The 24,826-nt window shown below is 69.3% G+C and carries 21 protein-coding genes and 4 pseudogenes; 10 read left to right on the top strand and 15 right to left on the bottom strand.

Annotation, left to right across the window (positions count from 1 at the left end; all coding sequences use genetic code 11):
- Positions 1–100 precede the first annotated feature (100 nt).
- The 4 genes and pseudogenes from ACIBSV_RS36460 to ACIBSV_RS36445 all read left to right on the top strand — a co-directional run bounded on the left by ACIBSV_RS36460 (position 101) and on the right by ACIBSV_RS36445 (position 2,934).
- Positions 101–1,375 (top strand): alpha-L-fucosidase, encoded by a 1,275-nt coding sequence (locus ACIBSV_RS36460; RefSeq protein WP_395870842.1) that lies wholly within the window; start codon positions 101–103, stop codon positions 1,373–1,375.
- Between the two features lie 104 nt (positions 1,376–1,479).
- Positions 1,480–1,767 (top strand): annotated as a pseudogene (locus ACIBSV_RS36455) (transposase); the annotation flags it as partial.
- A pseudogene (locus ACIBSV_RS36450) lies at positions 1,760–1,948 on the top strand (IS481 family transposase); the annotation flags it as partial. The pseudogenes ACIBSV_RS36455 and ACIBSV_RS36450, both read left to right, overlap by 8 nt.
- A gap of 428 nt (positions 1,949–2,376) precedes the next feature.
- A complete protein-coding gene (locus ACIBSV_RS36445; RefSeq protein WP_395870840.1) occupies positions 2,377–2,934 on the top strand; it encodes a hypothetical protein in 558 nt (185 codons plus the stop codon).
- A 779-nt stretch (positions 2,935–3,713) separates the two neighbouring features.
- On the opposite strand, the gene ACIBSV_RS36440 is transcribed toward ACIBSV_RS36445, so the two are convergent.
- Positions 3,714–4,811 carry an alkene reductase gene (locus ACIBSV_RS36440; RefSeq protein WP_395870838.1) on the bottom strand — a complete coding sequence of 366 codons (1,098 nt, stop codon included), beginning with the start codon at positions 4,809–4,811 and terminating at the stop codon, positions 3,714–3,716.
- 59 nt (positions 4,812–4,870) lie between these two features.
- A complete protein-coding gene (locus ACIBSV_RS36435) occupies positions 4,871–5,296 on the bottom strand; it encodes a RidA family protein (RefSeq protein ID WP_395870836.1) in 426 nt (141 codons plus the stop codon).
- A gap of 145 nt (positions 5,297–5,441) precedes the next feature.
- Between ACIBSV_RS36435 and ACIBSV_RS36430 the strand changes: the two genes are divergently transcribed.
- Positions 5,442–6,038 (top strand): TetR/AcrR family transcriptional regulator, encoded by a 597-nt coding sequence (locus ACIBSV_RS36430; RefSeq protein ID WP_395870834.1) that lies wholly within the window; start codon positions 5,442–5,444, stop codon positions 6,036–6,038.
- 365 nt (positions 6,039–6,403) lie between these two features.
- Here ACIBSV_RS36430 and ACIBSV_RS36425 read toward each other — a convergent pair whose 3' ends face one another.
- Positions 6,404–6,829 carry a hypothetical protein gene (locus ACIBSV_RS36425; RefSeq protein WP_395870832.1) on the bottom strand — a complete coding sequence of 142 codons (426 nt, stop codon included), beginning with the start codon at positions 6,827–6,829 and terminating at the stop codon, positions 6,404–6,406.
- A gap of 151 nt (positions 6,830–6,980) precedes the next feature.
- On the opposite strand from ACIBSV_RS36425, the gene ACIBSV_RS36420 reads away from it, so the two are divergent.
- From ACIBSV_RS36420 to ACIBSV_RS36410, 3 genes are read left to right on the top strand one after another with little or no spacing between them, the layout of a single operon-like run.
- Positions 6,981–7,655 (top strand): DUF998 domain-containing protein, encoded by a 675-nt coding sequence (locus tag ACIBSV_RS36420; protein WP_395870830.1) that lies wholly within the window; start codon positions 6,981–6,983, stop codon positions 7,653–7,655.
- A 16-nt stretch (positions 7,656–7,671) separates the two neighbouring features.
- Positions 7,672–8,043, top strand: a complete 372-nt coding sequence (locus ACIBSV_RS36415) for a YciI family protein (protein WP_395870828.1) — start codon at positions 7,672–7,674, stop codon at positions 8,041–8,043.
- A gap of 49 nt (positions 8,044–8,092) precedes the next feature.
- Positions 8,093–9,442, top strand: a complete 1,350-nt coding sequence (locus ACIBSV_RS36410) for an RNA polymerase sigma factor (protein WP_395870826.1) — start codon at positions 8,093–8,095, stop codon at positions 9,440–9,442.
- A 60-nt stretch (positions 9,443–9,502) separates the two neighbouring features.
- Here the strand turns inward: ACIBSV_RS36410 and ACIBSV_RS36405 are convergent, their stop codons facing one another.
- Positions 9,503–10,801, bottom strand: coding sequence for an SMI1/KNR4 family protein (locus ACIBSV_RS36405; protein ID WP_395870824.1), 1,299 nt, complete (start codon positions 10,799–10,801; stop codon positions 9,503–9,505).
- Positions 10,802–11,343: 542 nt separating this feature from the next.
- Between ACIBSV_RS36405 and ACIBSV_RS36400 the strand changes: the two genes are divergently transcribed.
- Positions 11,344–12,573, top strand: a complete 1,230-nt coding sequence (locus ACIBSV_RS36400; RefSeq protein WP_395871001.1) for a PP2C family protein-serine/threonine phosphatase — start codon at positions 11,344–11,346, stop codon at positions 12,571–12,573.
- 349 nt (positions 12,574–12,922) lie between these two features.
- Here the strand turns inward: ACIBSV_RS36400 and ACIBSV_RS36395 are convergent, their stop codons facing one another.
- Both ACIBSV_RS36395 and ACIBSV_RS36390 read right to left on the bottom strand, forming a co-directional pair.
- Positions 12,923–14,140, bottom strand: coding sequence for a phosphatidylserine/phosphatidylglycerophosphate/cardiolipin synthase family protein (locus tag ACIBSV_RS36395; RefSeq protein WP_395870822.1), 1,218 nt, complete (start codon positions 14,138–14,140; stop codon positions 12,923–12,925).
- Between the two features lie 186 nt (positions 14,141–14,326).
- Positions 14,327–15,208 carry a SigB/SigF/SigG family RNA polymerase sigma factor gene (locus ACIBSV_RS36390; RefSeq protein WP_395870820.1) on the bottom strand — a complete coding sequence of 294 codons (882 nt, stop codon included), beginning with the start codon at positions 15,206–15,208 and terminating at the stop codon, positions 14,327–14,329.
- A gap of 422 nt (positions 15,209–15,630) precedes the next feature.
- On the opposite strand from ACIBSV_RS36390, the gene ACIBSV_RS36385 reads away from it, so the two are divergent.
- On the top strand, positions 15,631–16,269 hold the full coding sequence (locus tag ACIBSV_RS36385) for an ATP-binding protein (protein WP_395870818.1): 639 nt from the start codon (positions 15,631–15,633) through the stop codon (positions 16,267–16,269).
- Here ACIBSV_RS36385 and ACIBSV_RS36380 read toward each other — a convergent pair.
- The 9 genes and pseudogenes from ACIBSV_RS36380 to ACIBSV_RS36340 form a co-directional block, all read right to left on the bottom strand.
- Positions 16,231–16,842 (bottom strand): annotated as a pseudogene (locus tag ACIBSV_RS36380) (PP2C family protein-serine/threonine phosphatase). The gene ACIBSV_RS36385 and the pseudogene ACIBSV_RS36380 sit on opposite strands and share 39 nt — an antisense overlap.
- 459 nt (positions 16,843–17,301) lie before the next feature.
- Positions 17,302–17,550: pseudogene (locus tag ACIBSV_RS36375) on the bottom strand (alpha/beta fold hydrolase); the annotation flags it as partial.
- Between the two features lie 341 nt (positions 17,551–17,891).
- A complete protein-coding gene (locus ACIBSV_RS36370) occupies positions 17,892–18,290 on the bottom strand; it encodes an STAS domain-containing protein (RefSeq protein WP_395870816.1) in 399 nt (132 codons plus the stop codon).
- Between the two features lie 70 nt (positions 18,291–18,360).
- Positions 18,361–18,756 carry an ATP-binding protein gene (locus ACIBSV_RS36365; RefSeq protein WP_395870814.1) on the bottom strand — a complete coding sequence of 132 codons (396 nt, stop codon included), beginning with the start codon at positions 18,754–18,756 and terminating at the stop codon, positions 18,361–18,363.
- A gap of 155 nt (positions 18,757–18,911) precedes the next feature.
- Complete coding sequence (locus ACIBSV_RS36360) at positions 18,912–19,094, bottom strand: YegP family protein (protein ID WP_395870812.1); 183 nt, start codon at positions 19,092–19,094, stop codon at positions 18,912–18,914.
- 190 nt (positions 19,095–19,284) lie between these two features.
- On the bottom strand, positions 19,285–19,674 hold the full coding sequence (locus tag ACIBSV_RS36355) for a PRC-barrel domain-containing protein (RefSeq protein WP_395870810.1): 390 nt from the start codon (positions 19,672–19,674) through the stop codon (positions 19,285–19,287).
- 892 nt (positions 19,675–20,566) lie between these two features.
- Entirely contained in the window at positions 20,567–21,454 is an 888-nt protein-coding gene (locus ACIBSV_RS36350) for a class I SAM-dependent methyltransferase (RefSeq protein ID WP_395870808.1), read from the bottom strand.
- Positions 21,448–22,869, bottom strand: coding sequence for an FAD-binding oxidoreductase (locus ACIBSV_RS36345; RefSeq protein WP_395870806.1), 1,422 nt, complete (start codon positions 22,867–22,869; stop codon positions 21,448–21,450). The genes ACIBSV_RS36350 and ACIBSV_RS36345 overlap by 7 nt, the downstream gene beginning before the upstream one ends.
- 754 nt (positions 22,870–23,623) lie before the next feature.
- The gene (locus tag ACIBSV_RS36340; protein ID WP_395870804.1) at positions 23,624–24,814 is read right to left on the bottom strand and encodes an NAD(P)/FAD-dependent oxidoreductase; all 1,191 of its coding nucleotides are present in this window, start codon (positions 24,812–24,814) and stop codon (positions 23,624–23,626) included.
- Between the last annotated feature and the right edge of the window lie 12 nt (positions 24,815–24,826).

Here is a 24,826-nt window from a genome sequence, read left to right as displayed (position 1 = left end):
GCCCACGTCAGGAGCACCTACTTGGTTCTACTGTGCACATCAGTAACCACTTGAGTCGGACGCCCTCCCACGTCCCCACACCTTCTTCAAGGAGCACCCCATGCCCATGCAGCCCTGGTTCACCGATGCCAAGCTCGGCATTTTCGTCCACTACGGGATCTATGCCGTCGACGGCATCCCGGAATCCTGGGCCATGTACGACGGAACCGTCAGCCGCGAGCAGTACCTGGCGCAGCTCGACGGCTTCACGGCCGCCCGCTACGACCCCTACGCGTGGGCCGCGCTGTTCAAGCGTGCCGGTGCGCGCTACGCCGTCCTCACCGCGCGTCACCACGACGGCGTCGCCCTCTGGGACAGCGAGTGCGGCGACCTCAACGTCGCCAAGCGCACCCCCGCAGGCCGAGACCTCGTCCGGGGATTCGTCGACGCCCTGCGCGGCGAGGACCTGAAGGTCGGCCTGTACTACTCCCACTCCGACTGGAACCACCCCGATTACGCCAGCGTGATCCACCCCGACCCGTCCCATCACACGTACATCCCCGGCAACACACTGGTCGAGCCCGCCGACGGCCGCGAAGACCCCGCCGCCTGGGTTCGCTACCTCTCCTACCGGGACGGCCAGGTCAGCGAACTGATGCAGCGCTACCGGCCCGACCTGCTCTGGTTCGACGGCGAGTGGGAGCGCAGCGAGCAGCAGTGGGGCACGGACGTGCTCGCCGACATGATCCTCGCCGAGAACCCGGACACCATCCTCAACGCCCGGATGCTCTCCCGGGGCGACTACGCCACCCCGGAACAGGGCATCCCCCTCCGGGCGCCCACGGGCCCCTGGGAGCTGTGCCTGACGATCAACGATTCCTGGGGCTATCGGCACGCCGACAACAACCACAAGAGCGTGCGTCAGCTCGTCCGCTACTTCACCGAGACCATCGGCATGGGAGGCAACCTGCTGCTCGACGTCGGCCCGATGGCCGACGGCCGCATCACCGCCGAGCAGTCGTCCCGGTTGGAGGGCCTCGGCGCGTGGATCGCCCGCCACCATGCGGCCGTCCACGGCACTGGCGCCGGTCTGCCGCCCGGGCACCACTACGGGCCCAGCACCCTCTCCTCCGATCAGCGAACCGTCTACCTGGTCTGCTACGGCACCCTTCGCGAGCACCTCGCCCTCAAGGGTCTGCGCACCCGGGTCAAGCACGCGACCGTAGTGGGCACCGGCACGGAACTGAGCCACCACGTCACCGGCGGCCTGGGCGAGGTCCCCGGAATCACCTGGATCAACGCCCCTGCGGAAAAGGACCAGGACGAGTACGCGACCGTCCTCGCCGTCGAGCTCGACGGTGAACTCGAGCTCTATCGGGGCCAGGGACGAAACTGACCGCGGGTCCGGATAAGCGGTCCCAACAAACAGTGCATTCGGTGTGCCTATCGGCTTGTTCGGTCGTTGGGCCCGGTGTGCGCAGAGGCGAGTCGCGTCCGTCGATCGTTTCGGACGAACTGTGCTCCCTGTTCGAGCCGTTGCTACCCGAGCCGGCGCCGAGATCGGTGCCCGGGCGGCCTCGTGCGCCGGATCGGCGCGCGTTGTGCGGGACCCTGTTCGTCCTGCATACGGGTATCCAGTGGGAGTTCCTGCCGCAGGAGTTGAGGTTCGGATCGGGGATGACGTGTTGGCGTCGTCTCGCGGCCTGGAACGAGGCCGGCGTGTGGGATCGGCTGCACGCGATTCTCCTCGCGAGACCGCACGCGGCCAAACAGCTCGACTGGTCGCGGGATCGACTCCAGCCATATCCGGGCCGCCCGACGCGCCGTCGGACGCAAAACCAGGTCCAACGCCGGATTCGCCTACCTCCACAACGCCGTCGACGACCACTCCGGCCTCGCCTACGGCGAAATCCTCACAGACGAGAGGAAGGAGACCGCCATCACGTTCCGTGAACGCGCACGCGAGTACCTGGGTGGGTGGCGCGACTACGTCGACGCCCCCGCGCCCTTACTCGCGATCGGGGCCGACGACTCCTCGTGGACGGCGGAGCAACAGCCCGACTACCACTCGCAGTTCGTCGCCGTGGCCACCCCCGGCCATGCGGGAGGTTTCGACCGAGCCGCAGTTGCTGCTGCACCTCAACCGTCGCCAACGGGGCACCGTCGGGCGTGGATTGGAGGACGAGAAACGTCCGTGCCGGATCATGCTCCGGCCCGCATCCGCGGCCCGGCGGTAGGTTCGGACATCGAGGCGTGGATGATCCCCCTGTCTGCGGCCAACCCCTGGCGCGGGCCTCGGAGATCGTGCACAGCCGAACCCGGACACCGCCCGCGCGTGCGCTACCGTATGCGGTCGGAGCCAGACGTGCGGCTCTTGGCGAGGGAGCGAGAGGCGACGTGAACATCGACGAGGCCGTAACCTTCTTCCGGGAATTCCTTACTGCGGTGTACGCGCAGGACGTCGCCAACCTCACCGAGCCCGACGATCGGCTCGAACTGCGGGTCGCGCGTACGGAGGCCTTCATGTACTCCTCACCCGGGACCAGTATGACGTCCCCGTTCATGCGTCCCCGGCGCATGTCGGCCGAGAGACTGGCCGAGATCGCGAAGAGGGCCGCAACACCGGTACGCCGCCCGCTGTACGTGGCGGTGGAGTACGAGGTACCCGGATGGGGCACCTGCTTCGCCGCCGACGTCGGCGGCGGGGACGAGCACAACTCCATCGCCTACGAACGCCAGTACTGGGCGATGACAGTCGACGGGCAGCCGAAGATCGTCGCGCAGTACGGGATCGACTTCTACGCCGAAGGTCTCGCCTGGGAGAACATCATGGGAGCGGTGATCGGACCCGTCGGCGAACCGGTCTCGGTCCGAGCCTTGGAGGAACCCCAAGTCCCGCGTGACCGGCACGACTACCAGCGCATCGTCGCCTCGGCCCCGCGGAACGGCGTTTGATGTGACGCTCGAGTGCCGGTCCGTCCAGTGCCCGCGCCGCATTCCGGCGCGGGCGTAGTACAGGCTCGGCGGGACCACGAACACCACGGCCGCCGGCAGACCCCAGCCCACCCCGACCGCACGGCTGCCTTGGGCGCTGTGGGCGCCGGTCAGCGAGAACACGGCGAACAGCGGGTACTTCGGGTCCAAGCCGTCGGTCACCCGACGCGCGAACAACGACGCCGGGGCCAGCGTGTGAGACACGCCATCGCAGTCGCGCAGATCCGAACCGCTGGAACCGCACCCCGACACAAGGGGGGCGTCACGCCCTGCACCCACACTCCTGGGAACCCGACGGTTCTGTCACGCACCACCACGCGCCCCGCCCCACAATCACCCTGGGGGCGCCCCGAGGCGCAGGCGACGTTCCCTCCTATCGGCATACCGCGACTCCGACCCGCTGACAACAAACCACCGCCAGGAAACTCGGAGGACATGGGACACGTTGGCCATACTCTCCAGCAGCGAGTTCAACTCATTGACCAGCCCGTTCGTGCTGTCGCCCGCGTCCTGGGTAGCGAGCTGGTGGAACAGGCCGAGGACGTGGCAGAGGCCGGACATGTCCCTGCCTGACCCTCCGTCGCGGCGGTACGTCTTGTGGTGAGTGTGGATCCCCCGAAGGTTCGCCGCGGCCCGCACCATCCCCCTGCCGGCACTTCGCCCCGCCGCGTAGCGGCGGGGCGAAGCAACCAGGCTCGGATCGGCCGACAGCATCCCTGTGGGGGCCGCGCACCGGGCGATTATGCGACTGCCGCGACCTTGGGGTCATCCGTCGCGGCCGGGTAGTCGATGTATCCCTCCGCCCCTCCCCCGTACAGGTGCTCCGTCGGTGGCCCCGCCAGCGGGATGCCGTTGGCCAGGCGGGCGGGCAGGTCCGGGTTCGTCATGAACAGGCGGCCGAGGGCGACCACGTCCGCGTGCCCGTCCCGCACCAACCGGGCCCCCGCGCCGGGGCTGCTCGGCACCGGACCGTTCGTGTTGGCGACGAGCGTCCCCGACCAGCGCGTCCGCAGGTCCGCGATCGCTCCGTACGCACCGTTCTCCAGCACGTGCAGATAGGCCAGGCCCAGCGGGTCCAGTGCGTCGACCAGCGCGCGGTACGTGGTGCGTGCGTCGGCCTCCGCGAGCTGGTTCTCGGCGTTGTCCGGCGAGATGCGCAGCCCCACCCGGTCCGCACCGACCTCGGTGACGACCGCCTCGACGACCTCCATCGCGAACCGCAGGCGGCCGGTGGCCGAGCCGCCGTACTCGTCCGTGCGCAGGTTGGTGTTGTCGGCGATGAACTGCTGGATGAGGTAGCCGTTCGCACCGTGGATCTCCACGCCGTCGAAGCCCGCCTCGATCGCACGCCGAGCTGCACTCGCGAAGTCGCCGACCGTCCGGGCGATTTCACCGACCGTCAGCTCACGCGGGGTCACGTGGTCGAGCATCCCGTCCCGGGTGAAGATCTGCTTCCCCTCGATGGCGACGGCCGACGGGGCCACCGGCAGCTCGCCGTCCGGCAGCGTCAGCGGGTGGGTCATCCGGCCCACGTGCCACAACTGGGCGAAGACCGTGCCGCCCCCGGCGTGCACCGCGTCCGTCACCTCCCGCCAGCCACGCGCCTGCGCGTCGGTCACCAGACCCGGGATGCCGGGGCCGCCCTTGGCGAGCGCGTTGACGTACACGCCCTCCGTGATCAGCAGCCCGGCTCCGGCGCGCTGCCGGTAGTACGTCGCCGCGTGCCGGCTCGGCACCCCCGTCACGTCGTCGGCCCGGCCGCGCGTCATCGGGGCCATCGCCACACGGTTGGCCAGTTCCAGCCGCCCCGCCCGGTACGGCTCCAGCAACTCCCGCATTTCTCCACCCTCGTTTGCCGTGTCCGTGTCCCGCGCCACTCCCCTCACGCCCCCGGCGCTCATGCGGCACTCCGGTCCAGCGCGACGACCTCGACCTCGATCTGCCAGTCGGGCCGAGCCAGCGAGACGACCTCGACGATGGTGTCGGCCGGGTAGGGCTCGGCCAGGAACTCACCGCGCAGTGTGATCACGTGCGGGAGATTCGTCGCCATGTCCCGCACGAAGATGCCGACCTTGATCACGTCCGCGAAGGCCAGACCGGTCGCATCCAACACCCGCGCGACATTCCTGAACGCCTGCCGTCCCTGCGCCAGGAACCCGCCCTCGACGGTCGTCCCGTCCTCCTCGAACCCCGCCTGACCGGACACGTACACGAAGCCCCCGGCCCGGACGGCCTGCGATATCCGATACGGCGCGTACCAGTCCGGCGTGGTCGCGATCTTCTCGACGCGCCCCACGGTGGTCGCGCTCTCGTTGCTGGACATACCTCTCCCCTTGTCTCGGCGGCATCCGGTACCGGGCCCCGCTCGATCACGTTACGAAACGTTCCGTAACGCCAAGGAAGTTAGATCCTCCCGAGCGACTTGTCAAAACGAAACGTAACGTCACGCCAGCGGTAGAGTGGGAACCATGACCCCCGACCCGAACAGTGAACGGCGCAGCGAGCGCGCCCGCCGGGCGATCCTCGACGCGGCGTTCGACCTGGTGAGCCGCAAGGGCTTCGCGAAGGTGACCATCGAGGCCATCGCCGCCCAGGCCGGCGTGGGCAAGCCCACGATCTACCGTTGGTGGCGCTCCAAGGGCGCGGTGGTGCTGGAGGCGATGAACGAGGAACTCGGCGACGACTTCGCCTTCCCCGACACCGGTGACATCGCCGCCGACCTCACGACCCAGATCACCGCGGTGAGCCGGCGGCTGATCACCGGCCGGATCAGCGAGGCCTTCAAGGGCGTCGTGGGCGAGGCCCAGAACGACCCCGCACTGATGAAGGCGTTCCGCGAAACGATCCTCGAGCCCAGCATCGCGCAGTGCCGGGCCCGCCTGGATTCCGCCGTCGCCGCCGGGCAACTCCGCTCCGACGTACCCACCGACGTGATGGTCGACCTCTTCTACGCGCCGATCCACTACCGGCACTTCCTGGGCTTCGGCGAAGACGCCGTCAGGCGCAGCGCCGATCTCGTCCAGGACGTCCTGCTCGGCCTGCGACCCCGGCCGGACACGGGGTGAACGACCGGCGCCCGGCCCCTCGTCGAGGATGCTGTCGGCCGACCCGGGCCTGGGATGCCTCGCCGGCCATGACGCGGCGGGGCGAAGTGCTGTCGGGGGGCTGGTGCACCAATCGACGCGCGCCGACGCCCACGTGACAGGCCGCGAACGCGAGGACGGGTCACTCCCGGCCCGCGCCGTCACCGTTCCTCGTCGTCGAAGTGGACCACGCAGGCGTTACCGCGCCGAACCGAAGTACGCCGCCCCGATCAGAGACGGTCCGTCCGTATCCCACGAAGGAGTGTGTCCGGCGGTGGTGGTCCACCGCGGCGCCCGCCGCCCACGACGCGGGCGCCGCCGCGTACGACCCCGGGTAGCCTCCGGGCTCAGACCCTGGTCATGGTCGACGTGTATCCGCCCCCACCGGGGTAGACCCAGTCACCGGTCATCACCGTGTCGTCGGCGTTGAAGGTGCCCCGGAAATACGCCGGGCTGCCTTTCGCCCCCGCCCAGATGGTGAGTGTGTCGCCGGCGAGTTCGTAGACGTAGTCGAATGTGTTGCCGTTCGAGTCGTAGTACCGCGACACCACGTCCGCGCCGGCGGGCTCGCCGAACGGACGGAGGTTCCCGATCACTTCCAGGCCACTGACCGGCTCACCGAACTGCGTGAGCTCGACCTGCTGGCTCAGGAAGAACCCGCCGGGCATCCACTCGTATCGCACGCTCCCCTCGGCCCCGCCGGTCACCGCCCAGGTGCCGACCAGGCGATCCAAGGCCTTGAGCTCGACGCTCGGCTGGTTGCTTTCGGACATGTCGTCCTCCTTCTTGTCGATGGTCGCCGATACCTCGAAGCCGTCGACCCGACCTCGACATCCGGCGCGTGTGGCGTGGATCACGCCTGGAAGGTGTCGAGACCCGGGATTCGGTACCGAGGTATCCGGCAGGACCCACCAAGGAGGAGTCATGACGAACACCGTCACCACCGACGCCGCCCCCGCGATGCGCCGCTCGGATCACCTGTTCATCGCCGGGGCGCTGGCCGGGCCGGTGTTCTTCGCCTCGGCGGGCGTCCAGATGGCCACCCGCGAGGGCTTCGACATCACCCGGCACCCGATCAGCCAACTCTCCACCGGTGGGGCCGGCTGGATCCAGATCACCACGTTCGTACTCGCGGGTCTCGGCGCTCTCGCCCTGGCCGCCGGCATCGCGCGGGCCCTGACCGAAGGTGTCGGACGACGGACGGTACCGGTCCTCGTCGCGGTCTTCGGCGTCGGGATGATCTCCGCCGGACTGTTCACCATGGACGCGGAGAACGGCTTCCCGGTCGGCACCCCCGACCGGCCGGTCGAACGCATGTCCTGGCACGGCATCGTCCACTCGGCCTCGGCCGTCGGCGCCTACATCGCCCTGGCCGTCGCCGCGATCGTGTTGACCGTGCGCTGCGCGCGCCGCCGGGCGATCGGCGCGGCTGTGCTGAACGGCGTGGTCGCGACGGTCCTGCTGCTGCCGATGTCGGAGGACCACATGAGCATCCGGATCGCCGTGAACGGCCTGGTCGCCTTCGGCTGGACGACCGCCCTTGCGCTGACGCTCCGCCGTGTCCACCGGCCCGATTCGACCTACCATCGGCAGGGATGATCGGAAAGGAAGCGTCATGAAATACCTGCTTCTCGGCTACACCTCGGCCGCCGCCTGGGACGCCGCGACCGCCGATGCCCCGACGGAGGACGCGCTGGCCGCGTTCGCCGCCTACCAGGCGTTCGAGAAGGAACTCCGCGCGACCGGCGAACTCGTCGGCACCGAGGGCCTGGGCCACCCCGCGGTCAGCACCACCGTGCGCCGGACCCCGACGGGTGTGACCGCGACCGACGGACCGTTCGCCGAACTCAAGGAGGTCCTCGCCAGCTTCGCCGTCATCGACGTGACCGGCCGGGAACGTGCCCTGGAAATCGCCTCTCGGATCGTGGAGGTCCTGGGCGAGCCGATCGAGATCCGGCCCATCATGGGCGAGGACTTCGCGTCATGAGCAACAGGCTGTCGCACGACCCGGCGCGGACGGCGCGCCACATCCCGCGATGAACGACGGGCCGGGCGCGACCGCGGATGTCGAACTCCTGCTTCGCACCGAAGCGCCACAGGTGCTTGGCGCGTTGACGCGCCGTTTCGGCCGCTTCGACATCGCCGAGGACGCCGTACAGGAGGCGCTGTTGACGGCGAGCCGGACGTGGCCCGTCGACGGCGTGCCGGACGAACCGCGGAGCTGGTTGATCCGGATCGCCCACCGGCGGATGGTCGATCTCCTGCGCTCCGAGCAGGCACGGCACCGGCGCGAGCAGAAAGCGGGCATGGCCGAACTGATCCTGCGCGAGCCGACCCGCCAGGCGGCCCCCGCGCGGGAGACCGACGACGGCCTCATCCTGCTACTGCTGTGCTGCCACCCCGTGCTGAGCCCCGACTCCCAGGTGGCACTCACGCTGCGCGCGGTCGCCGGCCTCACGACCGCCGAAATCGCGCACGCCCACGGAACGACCGAGGCCACGATGGCGACGCGGATCAGCCGCGCCAAACGACGACTGGCCGACGCCGGAGCCCGCTTCACCCTGCCCACCGACACGGACCAGGCCTCCCGGATGAGCGCCGTCATGCGGGTGCTCTACCTCGTTTTCAACGAGGGCTACACCGCCTCCGCGGGAGACGAACTCGCTCGCACCCGGCTGACGAGCGAGGCAATTCGGCTGACCCGGATGCTCGTCGACGCGGTGCCGGACGACGCCGAGGCGACCGGCCTGCTGGCGCTGATGCTGCTCACCGAGTCGCGACGGCCGGCCCGCACCGGCGACGACGGCGCGTTGATACCGCTGGACCGGCAGGACCGCTCCCGCTGGAACCGCGATCTGATCCGCGAGGGCACCCGCCTGATCGACGGCGTCTGGCACCGCCGTGAGCCGGGCCCCTACCGACTCCAGGCGGCGATCGCGGCGCTGCACGCCGCGGCCACCACGCCGGAGGCGACGGACTGGCCGCAGATCGCGATGCTCTACCTGTGGCTGGAACGACTCGCCCCGACCGCGCCGGTGCGACTGGCCCGAGTGGTCGCCGTCGCGCGCGCGTACGGCCCGGTTCGGGGACTGGCGCTGCTCGACGACCTCAACCGGCGCCACGCATTGGATCAGGATCCGCTCACTCACCGACGCGAACGCGCGGTGCGGGCCCATCTCGCACATGCCACCGGCGACACGGCGGCTGCGAGGACCCTGTACCGCGAGGCCGCCGCGCTGACCGACAACCGGGTCGAGCGCCGCTACCTGCTCGACGAAGCCGACCGGCTCACCCCCCGAACCGATCGTCCATCCCCGGGCGACGCCCGCGATGCCCCGGCGATTTCGAAGGGGACATCCCACCTGCCCCCTGAAACCAGCGAGTAGCGTCGGGGCCGGCGCGGTGGCCAACACCCCGTTTCCGGCCCCCGCCGCTTCGAACCGTGCCTACCAACCCTCGCGGCTGCGGAGCAGGCTGTTCCGGTACGCCGTCAGGAACCGCTCGAACGACGAGGCCCGCACGGGCAGCGGGCCGCCTTGGATCTCCCAGGAGAAGACCTGTCCGCGGACGCCGTCGGCCTCGGGGGCAAGGTCGATGCAGTGCAGATTGCCGCCACCGTCCCGTGCGAACGGGACCCAGCCGGGATGCCACCATCGGTATCGGACGGACTTGTCGTCCGGATCCAGTTGGTGTGGCTCCGCGCTGTCGAAGGTGCCCTCGGCGAGAAGGTCGGTGAGCCCGCGCCGGGTGCTGATCATCTCCGAGACGGACATCCCGTCGTACTCGAACACGTCCAGACCGGCCGAGCCGCCGAACAGCCGTAGGTACGCCCGGAATTCGGCCGGCAGCGGTTCACCGACCGCGGCCTCGAGTTCGGCGATCGCGGCCGGATCCGCCGCGCCCCGTCTGCTGCTCAACCTTTCGGCGGCACCGGCGTCATGCGCGGCGAGCCAGTCGGCGATGTCGGACACGGTCGTGGTCAGTCGCTCGGTGCAGGCGTCGATGTCGACGGAATTCGGCACCTCATGACGCACGAGCGACAAGGCCGTGGCGGCATGTTCGGCACGCCATTGGGCGACCTCGGATGCGCCGTCGATCAGATCGACCGCACCGTGCTTCCGCAACAGGGCTTCAATGTCGCGGTGATGGCGGACGCCGGCGATGTGCAGCGCGTGGGTTCTGCGATTCCCGGTACCCTTCACGGCGAGCACGTCCGCCCCGGCCGCCAACAGCGCTTCCACGACTTCGATGTCCCCGCCGTGTGCGGCCAACATCAGCGGGGTCCAGCCGTCCGGGCGGGGCACGTTCGGGTCGGCTCCGGCACGCAGCAGCGCGGACACGACCGGCAAAGGCTCGGCACACCCCAGCGCGTGGGTCAGGACTGTCCCGAAATTCGGATCGTCCGGGTCGTTCGGATCGCACGGATCGCTGTGGTTGACGTCGGCGCCCGCGCTGATGAGGTACTCGACGATCGGAAGGCAGCCATCCCGGGCTGCCGTACCCAACATCGTCGAGCCGCCGACGAAGACGCCTGCCACCTGCGCGTCGACCGGCAGTCCCGCGACGACGAACGGCCGAACCAACTCCACCGCACCGGTGTCGACAGCCCGGAAGGCGACCAGATCCACCAAACCGTGATCGTCGTACTCGACTGCCGGATCGACACCCTGGGCGAACAGGCGACTCAGCGCGTCGGGGTTCTTCTCGTCGATCGCGGCAAGAAGCGCACGTGTCAGCTGTTGCATTCTCGAAAGTTAGCACGCCTGTTCGATCGACATCCAAGCACATTCCGCCCGGGTCACCGAGCACACCCGACCCGCACGCGCCGGCGCGCCGGGGGCCGCGACGGCGACCCGGTTGTCGGGCCGCTTCGTCGAAGTCGCCGCCGAACTTGCAGCCACCACGTGCCGCCCGCCCCACGCCAACCGGCCGCACAGGACACGGCCGTTGCGACGGGACTGTAAAAACGTCCTGATACTCCCACCACCGGACATGAGAGCACCGGCGATCACCTCTCGAGGCCGCCATCGGCCCCGTGTCGGAGGTCCGCGGCGGGCGCCGCCGTCGATCCGCCGTCGTCGAGTCCTGGCAATACATGACCTTGACCGGGGCACACTCACCCCGGGAAATGCACCACACCGTCCCGCAGGCAGGCGAGACCCACTCGCCGTCCTGGCTCGATCCCGACTTCCCGGGGTCGGTGGCGGCGCGTTCCCGCCCGCGATGCGTCGCGGTTGTGGCTGTTGTCGTGTCGGCACGGAGGAGTGCCGGTGGCCTGGGGAGTGATCTGGTGCGTGAACGAATTGGACTGGCCGAGGTGTTGGCGGCTGCGGAGGGTACCGCGCCGGTGCGTTCCCTCGATGTCGTGGCACACAATCTGCGCGAGCGTTTCGACGCGCGATACGTGTCCTTCCTGTTCGTCGACGTCGTCGGACGAAGGCTGCTGCGCGTCAACGACAACCCCCGTACCGACCACGAACACCACGCCGAACAGGTCCCTCTCGCCGGCAGCAGCGTCTACGACGAGGTCCTGCGCGCCCAGAAGCCGGTCGTGACACCACAGGGCGACCAGGGTCAGCGGGTACTCACCCCCGTCACCAACCGCGGCGACACCATCGGTGTCCTGGAACTGTTCCTCACCCACGTCACCGCGGACGTGCTGGCCCAGGTCGAGGAGGCCGCGCACGCACTGGCGTACATCATCGTCACCGACCGCCGCTTCACCGACCTCTACCACTGGGGCAACCGCACCACCACCGTCAGCCTGGCCGCGGAGATCCAACGCCAACTCCTGCCCTCCGCCCCCACCTGCGAAGCCCCCGAATTCACCCTCGCCGGCGCCCTGGTCCCCGCCTCCGACATCGCCGGCGATACCTACGACTACGCCCTCGACCACGACACCCTGCACCTATCCGTCACCGACGCCATGGGTCACGACGTCGACGCCTCCCTCATGGCCACCCTCCTGGTCAACGCCTCCCGAGGCGCCCGCCGTGCCGGAGCCGACCTCGCCGAACAGGCCCGCCAGACCCACCAGGCCCTCCTCGACCACGGCCGGCAGACCTTCGCCACCGGCCAGCTCCTGCGCATCGGCCTCGACGGAAGCAGCGCCCAACTCGTCAACGCCGGCCACCCCTGGCCCCTACGACTGCGCGACGGAACGGTCGAAGAACTGCGCCTGGCGGTGAATCTGCCCTTCGGCGTCGTCGGACAGGGCGCCTACCGCGTGCAAGACCTCGACCTGCACCCCGGCGACCGCCTCCTGCTCCACACCGACGGCATGCAGGACCGCGAAGCGCATACCGTCGACCTGCCCGGCCTCGTCCGCAAGACGGCCGCCGAACACCCGCGTGAGGTCGTACGCACCCTGGTCGCCGCCGTCGCCGACGCCTACGACGGCAGACCGCCCAAAGACGACGCCACCGTCCTGTGCCTGGACTGGCACGGCCCCCGACCCGGCCCCGGCCCCGAAATCCGGCACCCGGACTCGGCCCGGTTCTCGTACGGCCATGGCTGATCCGTCGACGGCGACGGATCAGGCTTCTCTGCGCGTGGTTCGCCACTCGACCGCTCGGTGACGGCCGTGATTACCCAGGGCCCCAGACGTGTTGCCTTGGCTGGGGAAGTTGTCCGTCGGCGCCGGCTTCCCCCTGGTCGACGCTCGCGCGGTCCGGCACCCGCTCACCCCCGTCCGGCTGTCGGGCCGCGCTCTTCCCGGACTGCCCGGGAGGATCGGCCCGATGATTCGGCTCGGTGGTGGTGAACGGCGCGGAGACGGCGTAGGGGTGCCGGGGCGCGGCCGCGTCCGTCTTGAGCGAATCTCGCAGGCGCACTCGCTGCGCGGCCCCGGCAATCGTGTCCGGTGGCTACAGGAAGCGTCTGATGGGGAGGACCGCTGCCTCTCGCAGGCGTTGCCCGGTGGCCCGACGCCGCCAGCGGTCGGGGTCGATGGTCACGCTACGTTCGAGGTCCGCGTCGTAGTCCCGGTCGAGTTCCGCGGTGAACGCCTCGTCCAGGACGGCGAGCATGACTTCCTCGTCGTGGTCCATGGAGCGGCGGTTGAAGTTGGTCGAGCCGATCAGCGAAGCCACCCCGTCCACGGTCATGATCTTGGCGTGCATCATGGTCGGCTGGTACTGGCGGATGCGCACGCCCGCGTCGAGGAGTCGGGTGTAGTGGTGCTGGCCGGCGAGTTGGCAGGCACGTTGGTCGGTGTGGGGGCCGGGGAGCAGGATTTCCACCGTGACGCCGCGGCGGGCGGTGGCGCACAGCAGGTCGACGAAGTAGGTGTCCGGGGCGAAGTAGGCGGTGGCCAGGCGGAAACGTTGTTCGGCGGAGGTGAGCATGACGCGGATGAGGGTCTGCATGTCCTGCCATCCGACTCCGGCCGAGCCACGCACGACCTGGACGATCGAGGTCCCGACCTGGTCGTGTTCGGTGAAGCGGTCGCGGTCGTCGAAGAGTTCGTCGTGGCATTCGGCCCAGTTCTGGGCGAATGCGGCGGCGATCCCGTCCACGGCCGGGCCCCGGACCTTGACGTGGGTGTCGCGCCACTCGTCGGGGTTGCGGGCGTCGCCGCACCATTCCTGGGCGATGCCGACGCCGCCGGTGAAGGCGGTGTGCTCGTCGATGACGAGGGCCTTGCGGTGGCAGCGATGGTTCTGTTTGAACGGCGACAGCCACAACGGTTTGCGGAACCAGGCCACTTGGACACCGGCGTCGTCCATGACGTCGAGGAGGTCCTGCTCGATCTCCTTCGCGCCGAAACCGTCGAGGAGCAGTCTCACCCGCACGCCGGCCCTGGCCCGGTCGGCGAGTGCGGCGGCGAAGTCGCGGGCGATGCGACCTCGCCAGTAGACGAAGGTCATCATGTCGATGGTGTGCTCGGCGCCGCGTATCGCGTCGAGCATGGCGGGGAAGATCGCATCGCCGTTGCGCAAGGGGACGAGTTCGTTGCCTTCGGTGGCCGCCATTCCCAGCAGGCGCTCCAGTCGCCGACGCAGGCGCTGCTTGCGGGCCGGTACATCGTGCCGGGCCGTCACCTCGGTGCCGTCGGCGTGTTCCGTGTTCTCCCGAGTGCTCATGCGGCACCTTCCGACGGTTGGGATGGCGAGCGCGTCGGTCATCCGCGGACAGATCAGCAGCGGGGCGGTGGTGCCCGTGTTCATCGCAACGACTCGGCCGATGCGGTGCGTGGGAGGGTCCGCCACGCGCGGTCGCGAACGAGGCGACGCGGTCGTTCCCCGGGCAATACGTACCTCGATCGGGTTTCAGTCGGCGAGGAGTTGGGTGCGCAGTCCGGTCAGGGTTCGGGCCAGGAGGCGGGAGACGTGCATCTGGGAGATGCCCAGGCGCTCGCCGATCTGGGACTGGGTCAGGTCCTGGCCGAAGCGCATGGACAGGATGTCCCGCTCGCGCTGCGGCAGGGCCGCGATCAGCGGCTTGAGGGCGTGCAGGTTCTCGGCGAGGTCGTAGCCGGGGTCGACGAACGAGGCGCGCGAGGCGTGGACCTCGGTGGGGCCGTCGTCCGTGGCCGGGGCGTCGAGCGAGGCGGCCGTGTAGCCCGCGGCGGCGGCGAGGCCCTCGACGACTTCCTCGACGCCGATACCGAGCCTGTGGGCGAGTTCGGCGGGGGTGGGTTCACGGTCGTGTTCGATGGTGAACGCGTCGCGCGCCTTGGCCAGTTCCAGGCGCAACTCCTGCAGGCGGCGCGGGACGTGCACCGCCCAGGAGGTGTCGCGGAAGAAGCGCTTGATCTCGCCGGAGATGGTGGGGACGGCGAAGGTGGGAAACTCGACGTCGAAGGAGGGGTCGAAACGATCGATGGCCTTGATCAGGCCTATCGTGCCGACCTGGACCATCTCCTCCGTGGTCTCCGGGCGCGAGCGGAAGCGGCCCGCGACGAAACGAACCAGGGGGATGTTGAGCTCGATCAGGGTGTTGCGCACGTACTGGTACTCGTGCGTGCCCTCCTCCAACACCCGCAGCCGGTCGAACAGCACCTTCGACATCGCCCGCGCGTCGGTCGCCGAGACACTGCCCGGGTCGTCGATGATCGGCAGATCGGCGAGCGCGCCGTCCCCGGCTGCGGCGGTTGCGGTCGCGGTCGCGTCGGCCGCCGGGAAGGCGGTCGCGGCGGCGGTGGGGTTCATCTCGGCGTCCTCCTGCTTTCGGGCCGGCTGTGGGCCGCAGCATTGTGCCCCACATCGAGGGAAGTACACCCGATCGGGGGTGAGATTCCGCGCCGACGGCAGTGTCGTCCTGCCGGGGTCGTCATCCGAAACGCGGCGTTCGCGGCGTCGAGTGTCGATCCACTCGATCGGGCGACGCGTAAGGCGCGGGCCGCCGGGCAGGCGTGCGGGCACGGCGGCATCGGCCTCGGGAAAGGATCGCCCATGGTGCACGAACGGCCAGGTCACGGCCCCTACGGTGGAGTCGAGGTCTCCCGCTCCGATCCCGCGCTCGACGACCGGCCGGACGAGGACGCGAGCGCGTCGTTCCGCGCCTGGGCCCGTATGCCGGGGTCGCCCCGGAACACCGTCCGCCGTCCGCCCACGTGTCCGTGAGGAAGGTCATGCCTCGACATCGTCGTTGTCTCGTCCGGTGGCGCGTGCCACACCGGACCGGGGCTGCCGCCCGCGCCCGCACGGCCGTGGGAGCTGCCCTCGCCGACTGGGGGTGGGGCGAGGACCGCGTGGCCGCGGCCGTTCTGGTCCTGTCGGAGATGTTGACCAACGCCCAGGTGCACACCACCGGGGACGTGGTCCTGGCCGTGCGCCGGACCGGGCGCGGGGTGCGGTTGTCCGTCACCGACACCGGCTCGCGGATGCCGACGCGCCGCGATACCGGCCCCGAGCACGAGGGCGGCTTCGGTCTGCACATCCTCGACACCCTCACCACCGACTGGGGCGTCCGCAAGCACCGGGGTGGAAAGACCGTCTGGGCAGACCTGGACGTCCCCCGCCCCGACGCACGCCGGCACCCGCGTCCGGTGCGCGCCGGACCCGGGGCCGCCCCGATCCGGGCGGCCCTTGGCTCGATTCGTCGGGCGGGTCCGGCGGTGGCCCGCCGAACGGCAGTGCCGCGTCGCTCGGCGGCGTGGGTGCGGCGGCAGATCGGCTCGTCGGCGCGCGGGTGGGTGCCGGCGGCGATCCGGCGAATGCGGCACGAGAGTTCACGCCTGATGTTGGTGGACGTCCTCGCCGCGGTCTGATCCCGCGCAGCGGGCATGCCGGCCGAAAGCGGGGTGGTCGTCGGTCAGGGGTGTTCCGATGCCGGTGCCGTGCCGCGGCTGGAGCAGGATGGTGGCGTCGTCGCGAAGCCGGTCGTGGTGGTACTCGCGGAACGCTCGGATGAGTCGGCGCAGGGTCTCCGGCGCGGGCAGGCCGTCCGCCACGTGGCGGATGACGAAGTCGACGAACCGGTCGAGGCCGAAGATCTCGCCTTCGGGGTTGCGGGCCTCGGTGATGCCGTCGGTGTACTACAGGACCCAGTCGCCGGGTTCGGGCTGCTCGTCGTACACCTCGACGGGCAGGCCCATGGCGGTGCCCATCGGGTGCGCGGGCGGGCGTTCCAGGGTGGCGACCCATTGACCGTTGCGGATCACGATCGGCGGGTGGTGGCCGCGGTTGACCCGGGTCAACGCGCCGGTGAGCAGGTCGAGTTCGGCCAGGATCGCGGTCGCGTAGCGGCTGTGGCCGAACTGTTCCAGCAAGGCGGCCTCGATCTCCTCGGTGGTGTCGACCGGGCCCACGCCGTGCCGGCGGCTGCTGCGGCAGCCCGCCAGGGGACGGCGGTCCGGCCTGCACGGCCTCGGCGTACCCTGGGGCGCGCACTCCTGGCACCCGTGTTCGACCTGCCCGGACGGCCGAACAGCGCCCGCTTCCTGTTCCTCGACGAGGCCCTGGCCCGGGATCTGTTCCCCGAGTGGGACCGCACCCCGTTCCGGTTGGACGCGTCGGCGAACCCGCCGTGCACGAGGACGACGGTCGGCTTGGGCGGGCCGGGGTGGCGGTCGCCGGCGGAGGCGGACGCCGAGGGGGTGAACGCGGCGGCGCCGAGGCCGAGCTTCCGGGATCTCCGGTGTGATGCCATGTCGGGCTCCTCTGTGTTCGGGGGTCGGTGAAGTCCCGTCCGGGCGTGGGGCGTTGGGGCTGCCGGAGGGGTGGCTGTGACGGAGCGGCGCCCGCCGGCCCGCCCCTTGTGGGGGTGGGCCGGCGGGCGCCGGAGTGCCGGTCGGGCGGGTTCAGCTGCCGGCGGCCTGCTTGATCAGGTCGGCGACGGCGGCGGGCTGCGAGACGTAGACGGCGTGGCTGCCGGCCGTCTCGGCGACGCGGGCGCCGATTCGCTCGGCCATCGCGCGCTGCACGGGGGGCGGGATCATGTGATCCTCGGTGGCGACCAGATACCAGGACGGCTTGGTGCGCCACGCCGGGGTGGACACCGCGCCGCCGGCCGCGTCCAAGCCCCAGGGCAGCTGCGAGTCGGCCAGGAACCGGCGAGGCTGGTGCAGTGATGGCCCGCGAGGAGGTCGCTGTGGTCGTCGTCTGTCGGGAGGTCGACGGGGCGCGGGTGGCATACGGTGGCGGTCGTCTCGGTGATGTTCGCGGTGCTCGGGCTCATATGGGCATCCCCTTCGATCGCCGGACGGGCGCAGGGCCGGCCTGCCCAGGGGGCCACGGGATACACCCGTATGCAGTAGCGAGCCGAATAACGAACCGTGTCTTCCGCCAGGAACCTTGTCATCGCGGTGGGCCTGTAAGCGCTCGCAGGAGTGGATTTCGACGCCCGCCTCGGCGACACACGCGGCAAGCGTACGGAGTGCACACGCCGGTCCTAGGCGTCGTGGCGCGCCCCAGGAGACAAAGTGTCGTCGGGTTCGATCGCGGCCAAGGCGTGGTCGACGTCGTGGTGTTCGGCGACGACGAGGGACAGGCCGGTCACGCGCAGCATCCTGCGGAGGCGCTCGGGTGGGGCCGCGACGGCGACGGTGCCCCGATGGGCGCGGGTGCGGTGGTGGAGGGCGACCAGGACGGCCAGGCCGGTGGAGTCGGAGAACCCCAGGCCGGCCAGGTTCAGGACCACATGGCGGTGCCCTTGGTCGATCAGCTCGAAGCCGCGCCTGCGCAGTCGGGGCGCGGTGTGGTGGTCGAGGTGGCCGCGAACGTCGACGACCGCGACGCCCGGACGTGGGGTGCATGTGGTGAGAACGAGGTCGGGTTCGGCCACGCTCATCGGATCGCCGCCTTGCTCGTCGGGGATGTCCACATCGTCGCATTCGATCGCACGGCTGTGTCGCGCGGCTTCAACGTCGTATGCGGGCGCGGACGTGTTTGCCCGCCTCGTGTTGTTCGACGCTCCACGTCGTGGTGAGCATGTCGAGCAGGCATAGGCCGTATCCGCCGTCGCCGTTCGCGGGACGCTGGAGGACGAGGAGATCGCGGGCGTGGTCGCCCACCGCGATCTCGACTCCGTCGGGGGTGGGGCTCAAGGTCAATTCGGCTTCGCCGTGGGTGTGGCGAAGAACATTGCCGACGAGTTCCGAGACGACCTGGACGACGTCGTCCGCGCGGTCCGGGGGCCGGCCCCAGCCGCCGAGGGCGTCGCGGACCGTGGCGCGGACCCGGCCCAAGACACCACCACTGTGCGTCAGGGTCCAACTCAGTTCCTCTGTGGGCGGGTTGCGTGGCGGAATGGTCATATCCGGGCTCCCACCCGTGTTGATTTCGGTGAAGCACCGCCGACCCGCGCCGGCGGGCCGGCACGTGGAGAACGCGCAGTCGGCGCGCGCCGGGGCGCTGTCGACAACAGGACCCGGGCCCGCCGCGCTCGTCGGCGCGGCGGACCCGGCGGGAGTCACGAATCGAGGGTCTCGACCTTGGCGTCGGCCGCGTTGGTCCTCACCGATTCGACGCCCTTGAGGCAGGCGGCCTTGGTCTCGTAGGCCTCGCCGGTGGCGACGATCTCGCCGTTGCCCGCCTTGAGTCGGAACCTGAACTTGCCGTTCTTGTCGGTGTACACCTCGAACTTGCCTGCCATGGGATTCACCCGGCCTCTCGGTTCGTGCGGGCACCGGACCGATGGTGTCGGTACCCGCGGACGTGGGTCGTCAGGGCGGACGCGGAGCACATCGGCCTCGCCGACCGGCGATCACGGACGGAATTCCGGACGACGCCGCCGGCGGCGGACAGCCTCGCGGGTCGGCGTCGAAACCGGATCCGTTCGCCGGTTACGGCGTGCCGGCGGGGCCGGCCCCCGGGGTGCCCGGTGCGGTGTTGCCGTAGTAGTCGCCGGTCCGTGTGCGATGGTCGTGGTCGTCGAGGTGCTTGTCCTTGTCGAACTCGGGGGAGTTCTTGATCTCCTCCTTGGTGCGCGAGACGTGGACGACCTTGTTCTCGGTGTCGATGCTCGCGATCGTGCCCGCGGGGAGCAGGACGTGCTTGCCGAAGATCCACACACCCGTGTCGACCACCAGGTAGGACGCGTCGACGTCGTCGTTGTGCTTGTCGACCTTGCCGATGTGGCCGTCGGTGGCATCGACCTTGTATCCGGCCAGGCTCGTCCCCGCGGTGTAGCCGGACTCGGGACGGTGACCCCACACGTTGTCGCCGGTGCTCACGGAAATCCTCCTCGGATGTCGACTATCGACGACCCCCACGCGGCAGACAGCAGCCGCCCGGGAGTCGTCCGTGCAATGGTTCGGCGCACGCCTGCCCCGCCGTTCCCGCTCCACACCCGCCGCGAGGAAAGGCCGGCTCTTGAGAACTCGCCTTCGGATCGGACGGTGTTCCGGCCCGCGACCGGGAACGGGCGACGGCTGCGGCCACGGACTCCCGAAGGCGAACAGGTCGACCACGCGCCTGCACAGGCCGTTCGACGCCACCTGCGCAGGCACCAGCGCGGACAACCTCGCCGCGACCGAGAGACGCCCGGGCCGGCCGCCGGTCGTGGCCATCACCGCCGCGGCGGCGCACCACAACTTCGACCCTCCGCCGCCCGTCACCAGGCTCGGTCGGCACCAGCCAACCCCCACTGCATCCACATGGCAGTGCGAATGTCCCCGGGCACGCCGCCCCGTTCCCCACCACGGCCAGGACCCTCTCCCCCGCCGCGAAATCCCCGTCCCCGCCGTAGCGCGCCCCGGGGCTCCACCCGCCGTGACTGAGTGGTTTTCGAGGCGGGTACACGCCCTCCTCCCACGACCGGGGTGCGCGCCCGGCACCGGCGAACCCCGGCTCCGTACACACGCGCAGGACGAGTGCCGTTACGTTCGCATCCGAACCCCGACCACCCACACCACCGACGACGTCCGCGAGTCGCGAACCCGCCCCGCCCACCGGGCAATTCGAGACCTGGGCGCCCTCGCCCGGGCCATCCCCAGCAATGGGTTGACCACGGTGAGGGCGAGCATCGAGGCGACGGCGACCGCGTGCCTCGGCTCGCCTTCGTGGCGGCCGGCATGGGTGCCGCCCAGACGTGGCGACAGTCCCTGCTAGTTCACGAATCGAAGCTCAGGAGTTCCTCGAAAGACACAGATATTCACCACGGGCCACTTTGGCGTTTTTGCCTGGAGCGCGGCCTGCGAGGGTGTCCCGCTCTGTCATTGCGCGTACCGTGAAACCCGCCGTGGTGAGCATGTCGGCGAGGTGCTCGTGGGTGCTGCCCCAGCGAAATACCTCGTCGCGTCGACGAAGCCAGCCTTGCACGGGACTACGTTCGTCTACAAACGACGGTCGACCCGAGACATCGAGGCCCATAAAAGAAAACGCGCACCACGTCGTACCCGCCGGGCGGGCACCCAGCTCACCGAGCAGTACGGTGACCTCTTCTGCTTCCAGGTACATCAAAACACCTTCGACAACGAACAATGTCCGCGCTTGCCGAAAATACAGCGGGGAACGTGCCAACTGATCCTCGACCCCGCCGCGCGCGAGGTCGCCCTCGACCAGCGCATGATTATTCTTCAGGCCACCGTAACGCTCATACGCTGACCGCTTGAGATTCAAAGACGGGGCACGGTCGAATTCGATAAAGCGGGTGCCTGGAAATACTCCGGACAATTCCAGTGCCAGCGTATCGAGCCCTGAACCCAGAACCACGACTTGCTCCACCCCTTCGGAAATAGATTGGCGCGCCCATTCCCGCAGCAACTGCTTGCGCAGCGCTTGGTGTGCAAAGAGCCCGGGTAGAAAGATACGTTCCAGCCCGCGCAAAAGACCCCGTGCCATTCTCCATCGCGTCGCGGCGGCAAGCAATGACCATGGGAATGTGGCACCGCCCAGGGCAGTCCGCAGGAATGCTTGGGCCTGTGGACCCACCAGCGGACGCCATGTCGGATCCTGCCCGACGAGTAGCTGCCCTCCTGCTACAACCAGAGCTGTCGCGGAAACGGTCACCATGCTTGTGCCATTTCGAACAGGTCCCTGTGGTGACGGTACCAGTCGCTGGTGAAGCGTTCCTGCGGGTCGTGGGCGCGTTTGAGGGTCAGGAATTCGCTGAACTTCGGGTGGCAAACTTCTATTTGCTCGCGAGTCGCGTGCCGATGATAGGTGAGATAGAAGCTGCCGTTGTGGGTGATGGCCAGGTCGATCAGGCCACGGAACGCCGTGCCGGCTTCCTCGTGCCCCGTGGCGTCATGGCGCACGTGGAGATTGAAGATGATGCACGCGTAGTCGCGGCGGGCCCAGGCGAGGAAGGTTTCATCATCGCGCCGGACAAGCCGTATCGTGCCATAAATGAGATCGATGTCGTTGCTGCGCAGGTAGTCCGCGGCTGCGGCCATGTACTCGGTGAGTCGCGAGCGGGGCACAAAGATTTCGGTGATGACCTCAGAGCCCTGATGGCCAAGCACCTCATCGACCGCGAGATGGTAGTCGTCAATGTACGTGGCGAATTGATGACTGTCGGACCAATAAACCTGACCCGAAGTGGCCAGGTAGTGCTCGGCATAGCGATCGAATGCCGCCGACTTGTCTGTATGGGCAAGCATCAACAGGCCGCGCCAGTCATCAGGGGCTAGAATGCGCTGATCCTCGGGAATGGACGCATCACTGCCGACTGGCTGGTAGCACGAGAACACGCCGCGCTGCAGAAATGTATCTGCGACCGGGTCGATTTCGAACTGGAAGTCGCCGTACAGGAAGCCCTCGGCGATGCGTCGATCAAACGATTCTTGTAGATCGTCGATTCGACCGATTTCCACCACTCGGCGCACTTTGTACCGCTCCGTGAGGCGCAGCGTCACGTTCCCTATGACGCCGAAAAGGCCGTACCCGCCGATGGCGAGCGCGAACAGGTCTGCGTTTTCCTCCCGGCTGCACAGCTTTGGCTCACCTTGCGAACCGATAATGGTGAAGCTCTCCACATCGCTGACAAACGGGGGCAGAGTCAAGCCGCGGCCGTGTACGTTCGCTGCGAGGCAACCACCGATGCTCAGTCGATTGGCGCCTGTCTGCTTCTGTCGGAACGTCCACACTTTTTCGACTCCGGCCTGGTTCGCCAGGAGCCATTCGTGCAGCTCCTGCCACTGAATTCCGGAATTTACCTCGACCAGGCCACGTTCGGCGTCCAGAGAGACAACACTGTTGAATTCTGCGGTATCGACAAGTATGTCGTTGCTGGAAAATTGCTGCCCTCCCATGGCGTGGCGGCCTCCGCATATAGCCACCCCTCGTTCTGTGCGCGTCGCCTCCTTGACGGCGGCGCAGATATCCTCGATAGACCTGACGGGGACGATCTCGGCAACGTGCGTAAGGTTCAGCGCAGAATGCCTGTCGTTTACCGTAACGGGGTTCTGCGGAGCGCCTGCAGTCATTGTGATCCTTGCGATTGAATTGATCTCGGTGAATGCCAGTCGGGCCGGGGCCGACCCAGCCAGGCCGTGGCGCCGGGCGCACCGGGCAGCCCATCAGGAATGCCAATGCGTCGTAGTGCCCTCGGTTGTGGGGGGCGACCTGGACGGAGAGATCCGCGAGGCGAGATCGCCCGAGTTCGGTGGTGCTGCCGGTGAGCGCAGTCGCCTTGGTCTTCCCCCCGGAACCGGTGTCGTCCTCTATATGGTGAAGCCGGCCGGTCGTATCCGCCTGAGTACCCGTACTCATATGGGTCCGGTCTCCGGTCTCGCCCGCTCGGGCGAACCCCGGGGTACATGTACCGCATGGGCGCGTCCACTGGCCGGTCTTGATCGACCGGGCCCGGGAGATCGTCGCCGAGTACGACGCCGGCGTGACCTTGGGACAGCTCTGGCATCGGGCGATCTCCGAGCAACTGGTGCCGAACACGCCGTCGATGTACCGCCGGCTGTCCTCCCGTCCGGCCCGGGCCCGGCGCGAGGGGCGCTTCCCCGACCTGGTGGACACCCTGCGCGAGGTCCACGTCCCTCCGGCCCGGACCGACAACGCGGCGTTCCTGGAGCGGGCGCCCGACCGGTTCCGGCTGGCCCGCAGCCGCGGCCGGGAGGTCGCCGTGTACGTCGCGGCGGAAAAAGACTCCCTGCGGCGGAAGTTCAGTTCCTGGTTGGCCGATCCGGGTGTACCGGTGCCGGTCGTGCGCGGCTTCGGCAGCCAGTCCTACCGTCCAGCGGTGGCCGACGCCTCGCCGCGCTTGGCCTGCAGTAGGTGCCGGCGCTTGTCATCCTTCGCCCAGGTGTGCGAGCCGGGCTTGGCTGCCTCGGCGGCCAGGTGCTTGACGGTGATCTTGCACACGAACTCCTTGAGCTTGGCGCCGGGGCGTCCGCCGAGGTGGAGCTTCTTCGCGGTGTCGTCCTTGTCGGCGAACTGGAAGATGCCGGCGCGTCGGCCCAGGCTGATGCACTGGCCGGCGAACCCCAGGCTGATCGGCTCGGGTTGCTCACCCGCGATCCGGCTGAGCACCGTGTCGGCAGCCTGCGCACCCAGCGGAATCGCGGCCTGGCAGCTCATCCGGAACGGCAGGTCCGACGGCGCCGCCGAATCCCCGGCCGCGACGATGCGCCCGTCGTCCACGCTGGTCAACGTCTCGTCCGTGAGCAGGCGGCCCAGGGCGTCGGTGCTCAGCCCGCTGCGCGCGGCCAGGTCCGGCACCCCGAAGCCGGCGGTCCAGATGGTCACCGCACTCGGCAGCTCGCGGCCGCCGTCGAGCCGCACGCCATCACGGGTCACCGCCGTCACCTTCGCGTCGGGGCCCTCCAGCACGGTCACACCGAGCTTGGCCAGCCGCCCGGCCACAGAGCGCCGACCCCGGGCGTGCAGGTACGGGCCGAGCACCCCACCGCACACCAGGGTCACGGCCCGGCCCGCCTCCGCCAGTTCGGCGGCGGTCTCGATGGCGGTCGGACCGGCACCGACCACCGTCACAGCAGCCGTCGCGGGCGCGGCATCGAGAACCGGCCGCAGCCGCCCCGCCTCCTCGAAGGTGGCAATCGGATAGGCGAACTCCGTTGCCCCGGGCACCTGCGGGTCGGCGCTGCCACTGCCCACCGCATAGACCAGGTAGTCGTAGCCGACCGTGCCACCGGCCGCAAGCGTCACCCTGCGCCCGGCCGGGTCGATCCGGGCTACGGTGTCGACCACCAGCCGGACTCGCTCGCCCAGGACCTCCCGGTACTCGACGACCGCGTCGTCGGACCCGCCCACCAGCTGGTGCAGACGGATCCGCTCGACGAAGGTCCGGCGCGGGTTGATCAGTATCACTCTCACGTCGTCGCACTGTGTCAGGCGATTGGCCGCCATCACCCCGGCGTACCCGCCGCCGATCACAACCACATCGGTGTTCCCAGTCATGGTGTCTCCTTC

The sequence above is a fragment of the Embleya sp. NPDC050154 genome (assembly GCF_044460165.1).
In the GTDB taxonomy this organism is placed as follows: domain Bacteria; phylum Actinomycetota; class Actinomycetes; order Streptomycetales; family Streptomycetaceae; genus Embleya.
The sequence above is the reverse complement of the archived record's forward strand: the minus strand, read 5'-3'. Positions and strand labels throughout refer to the sequence as shown.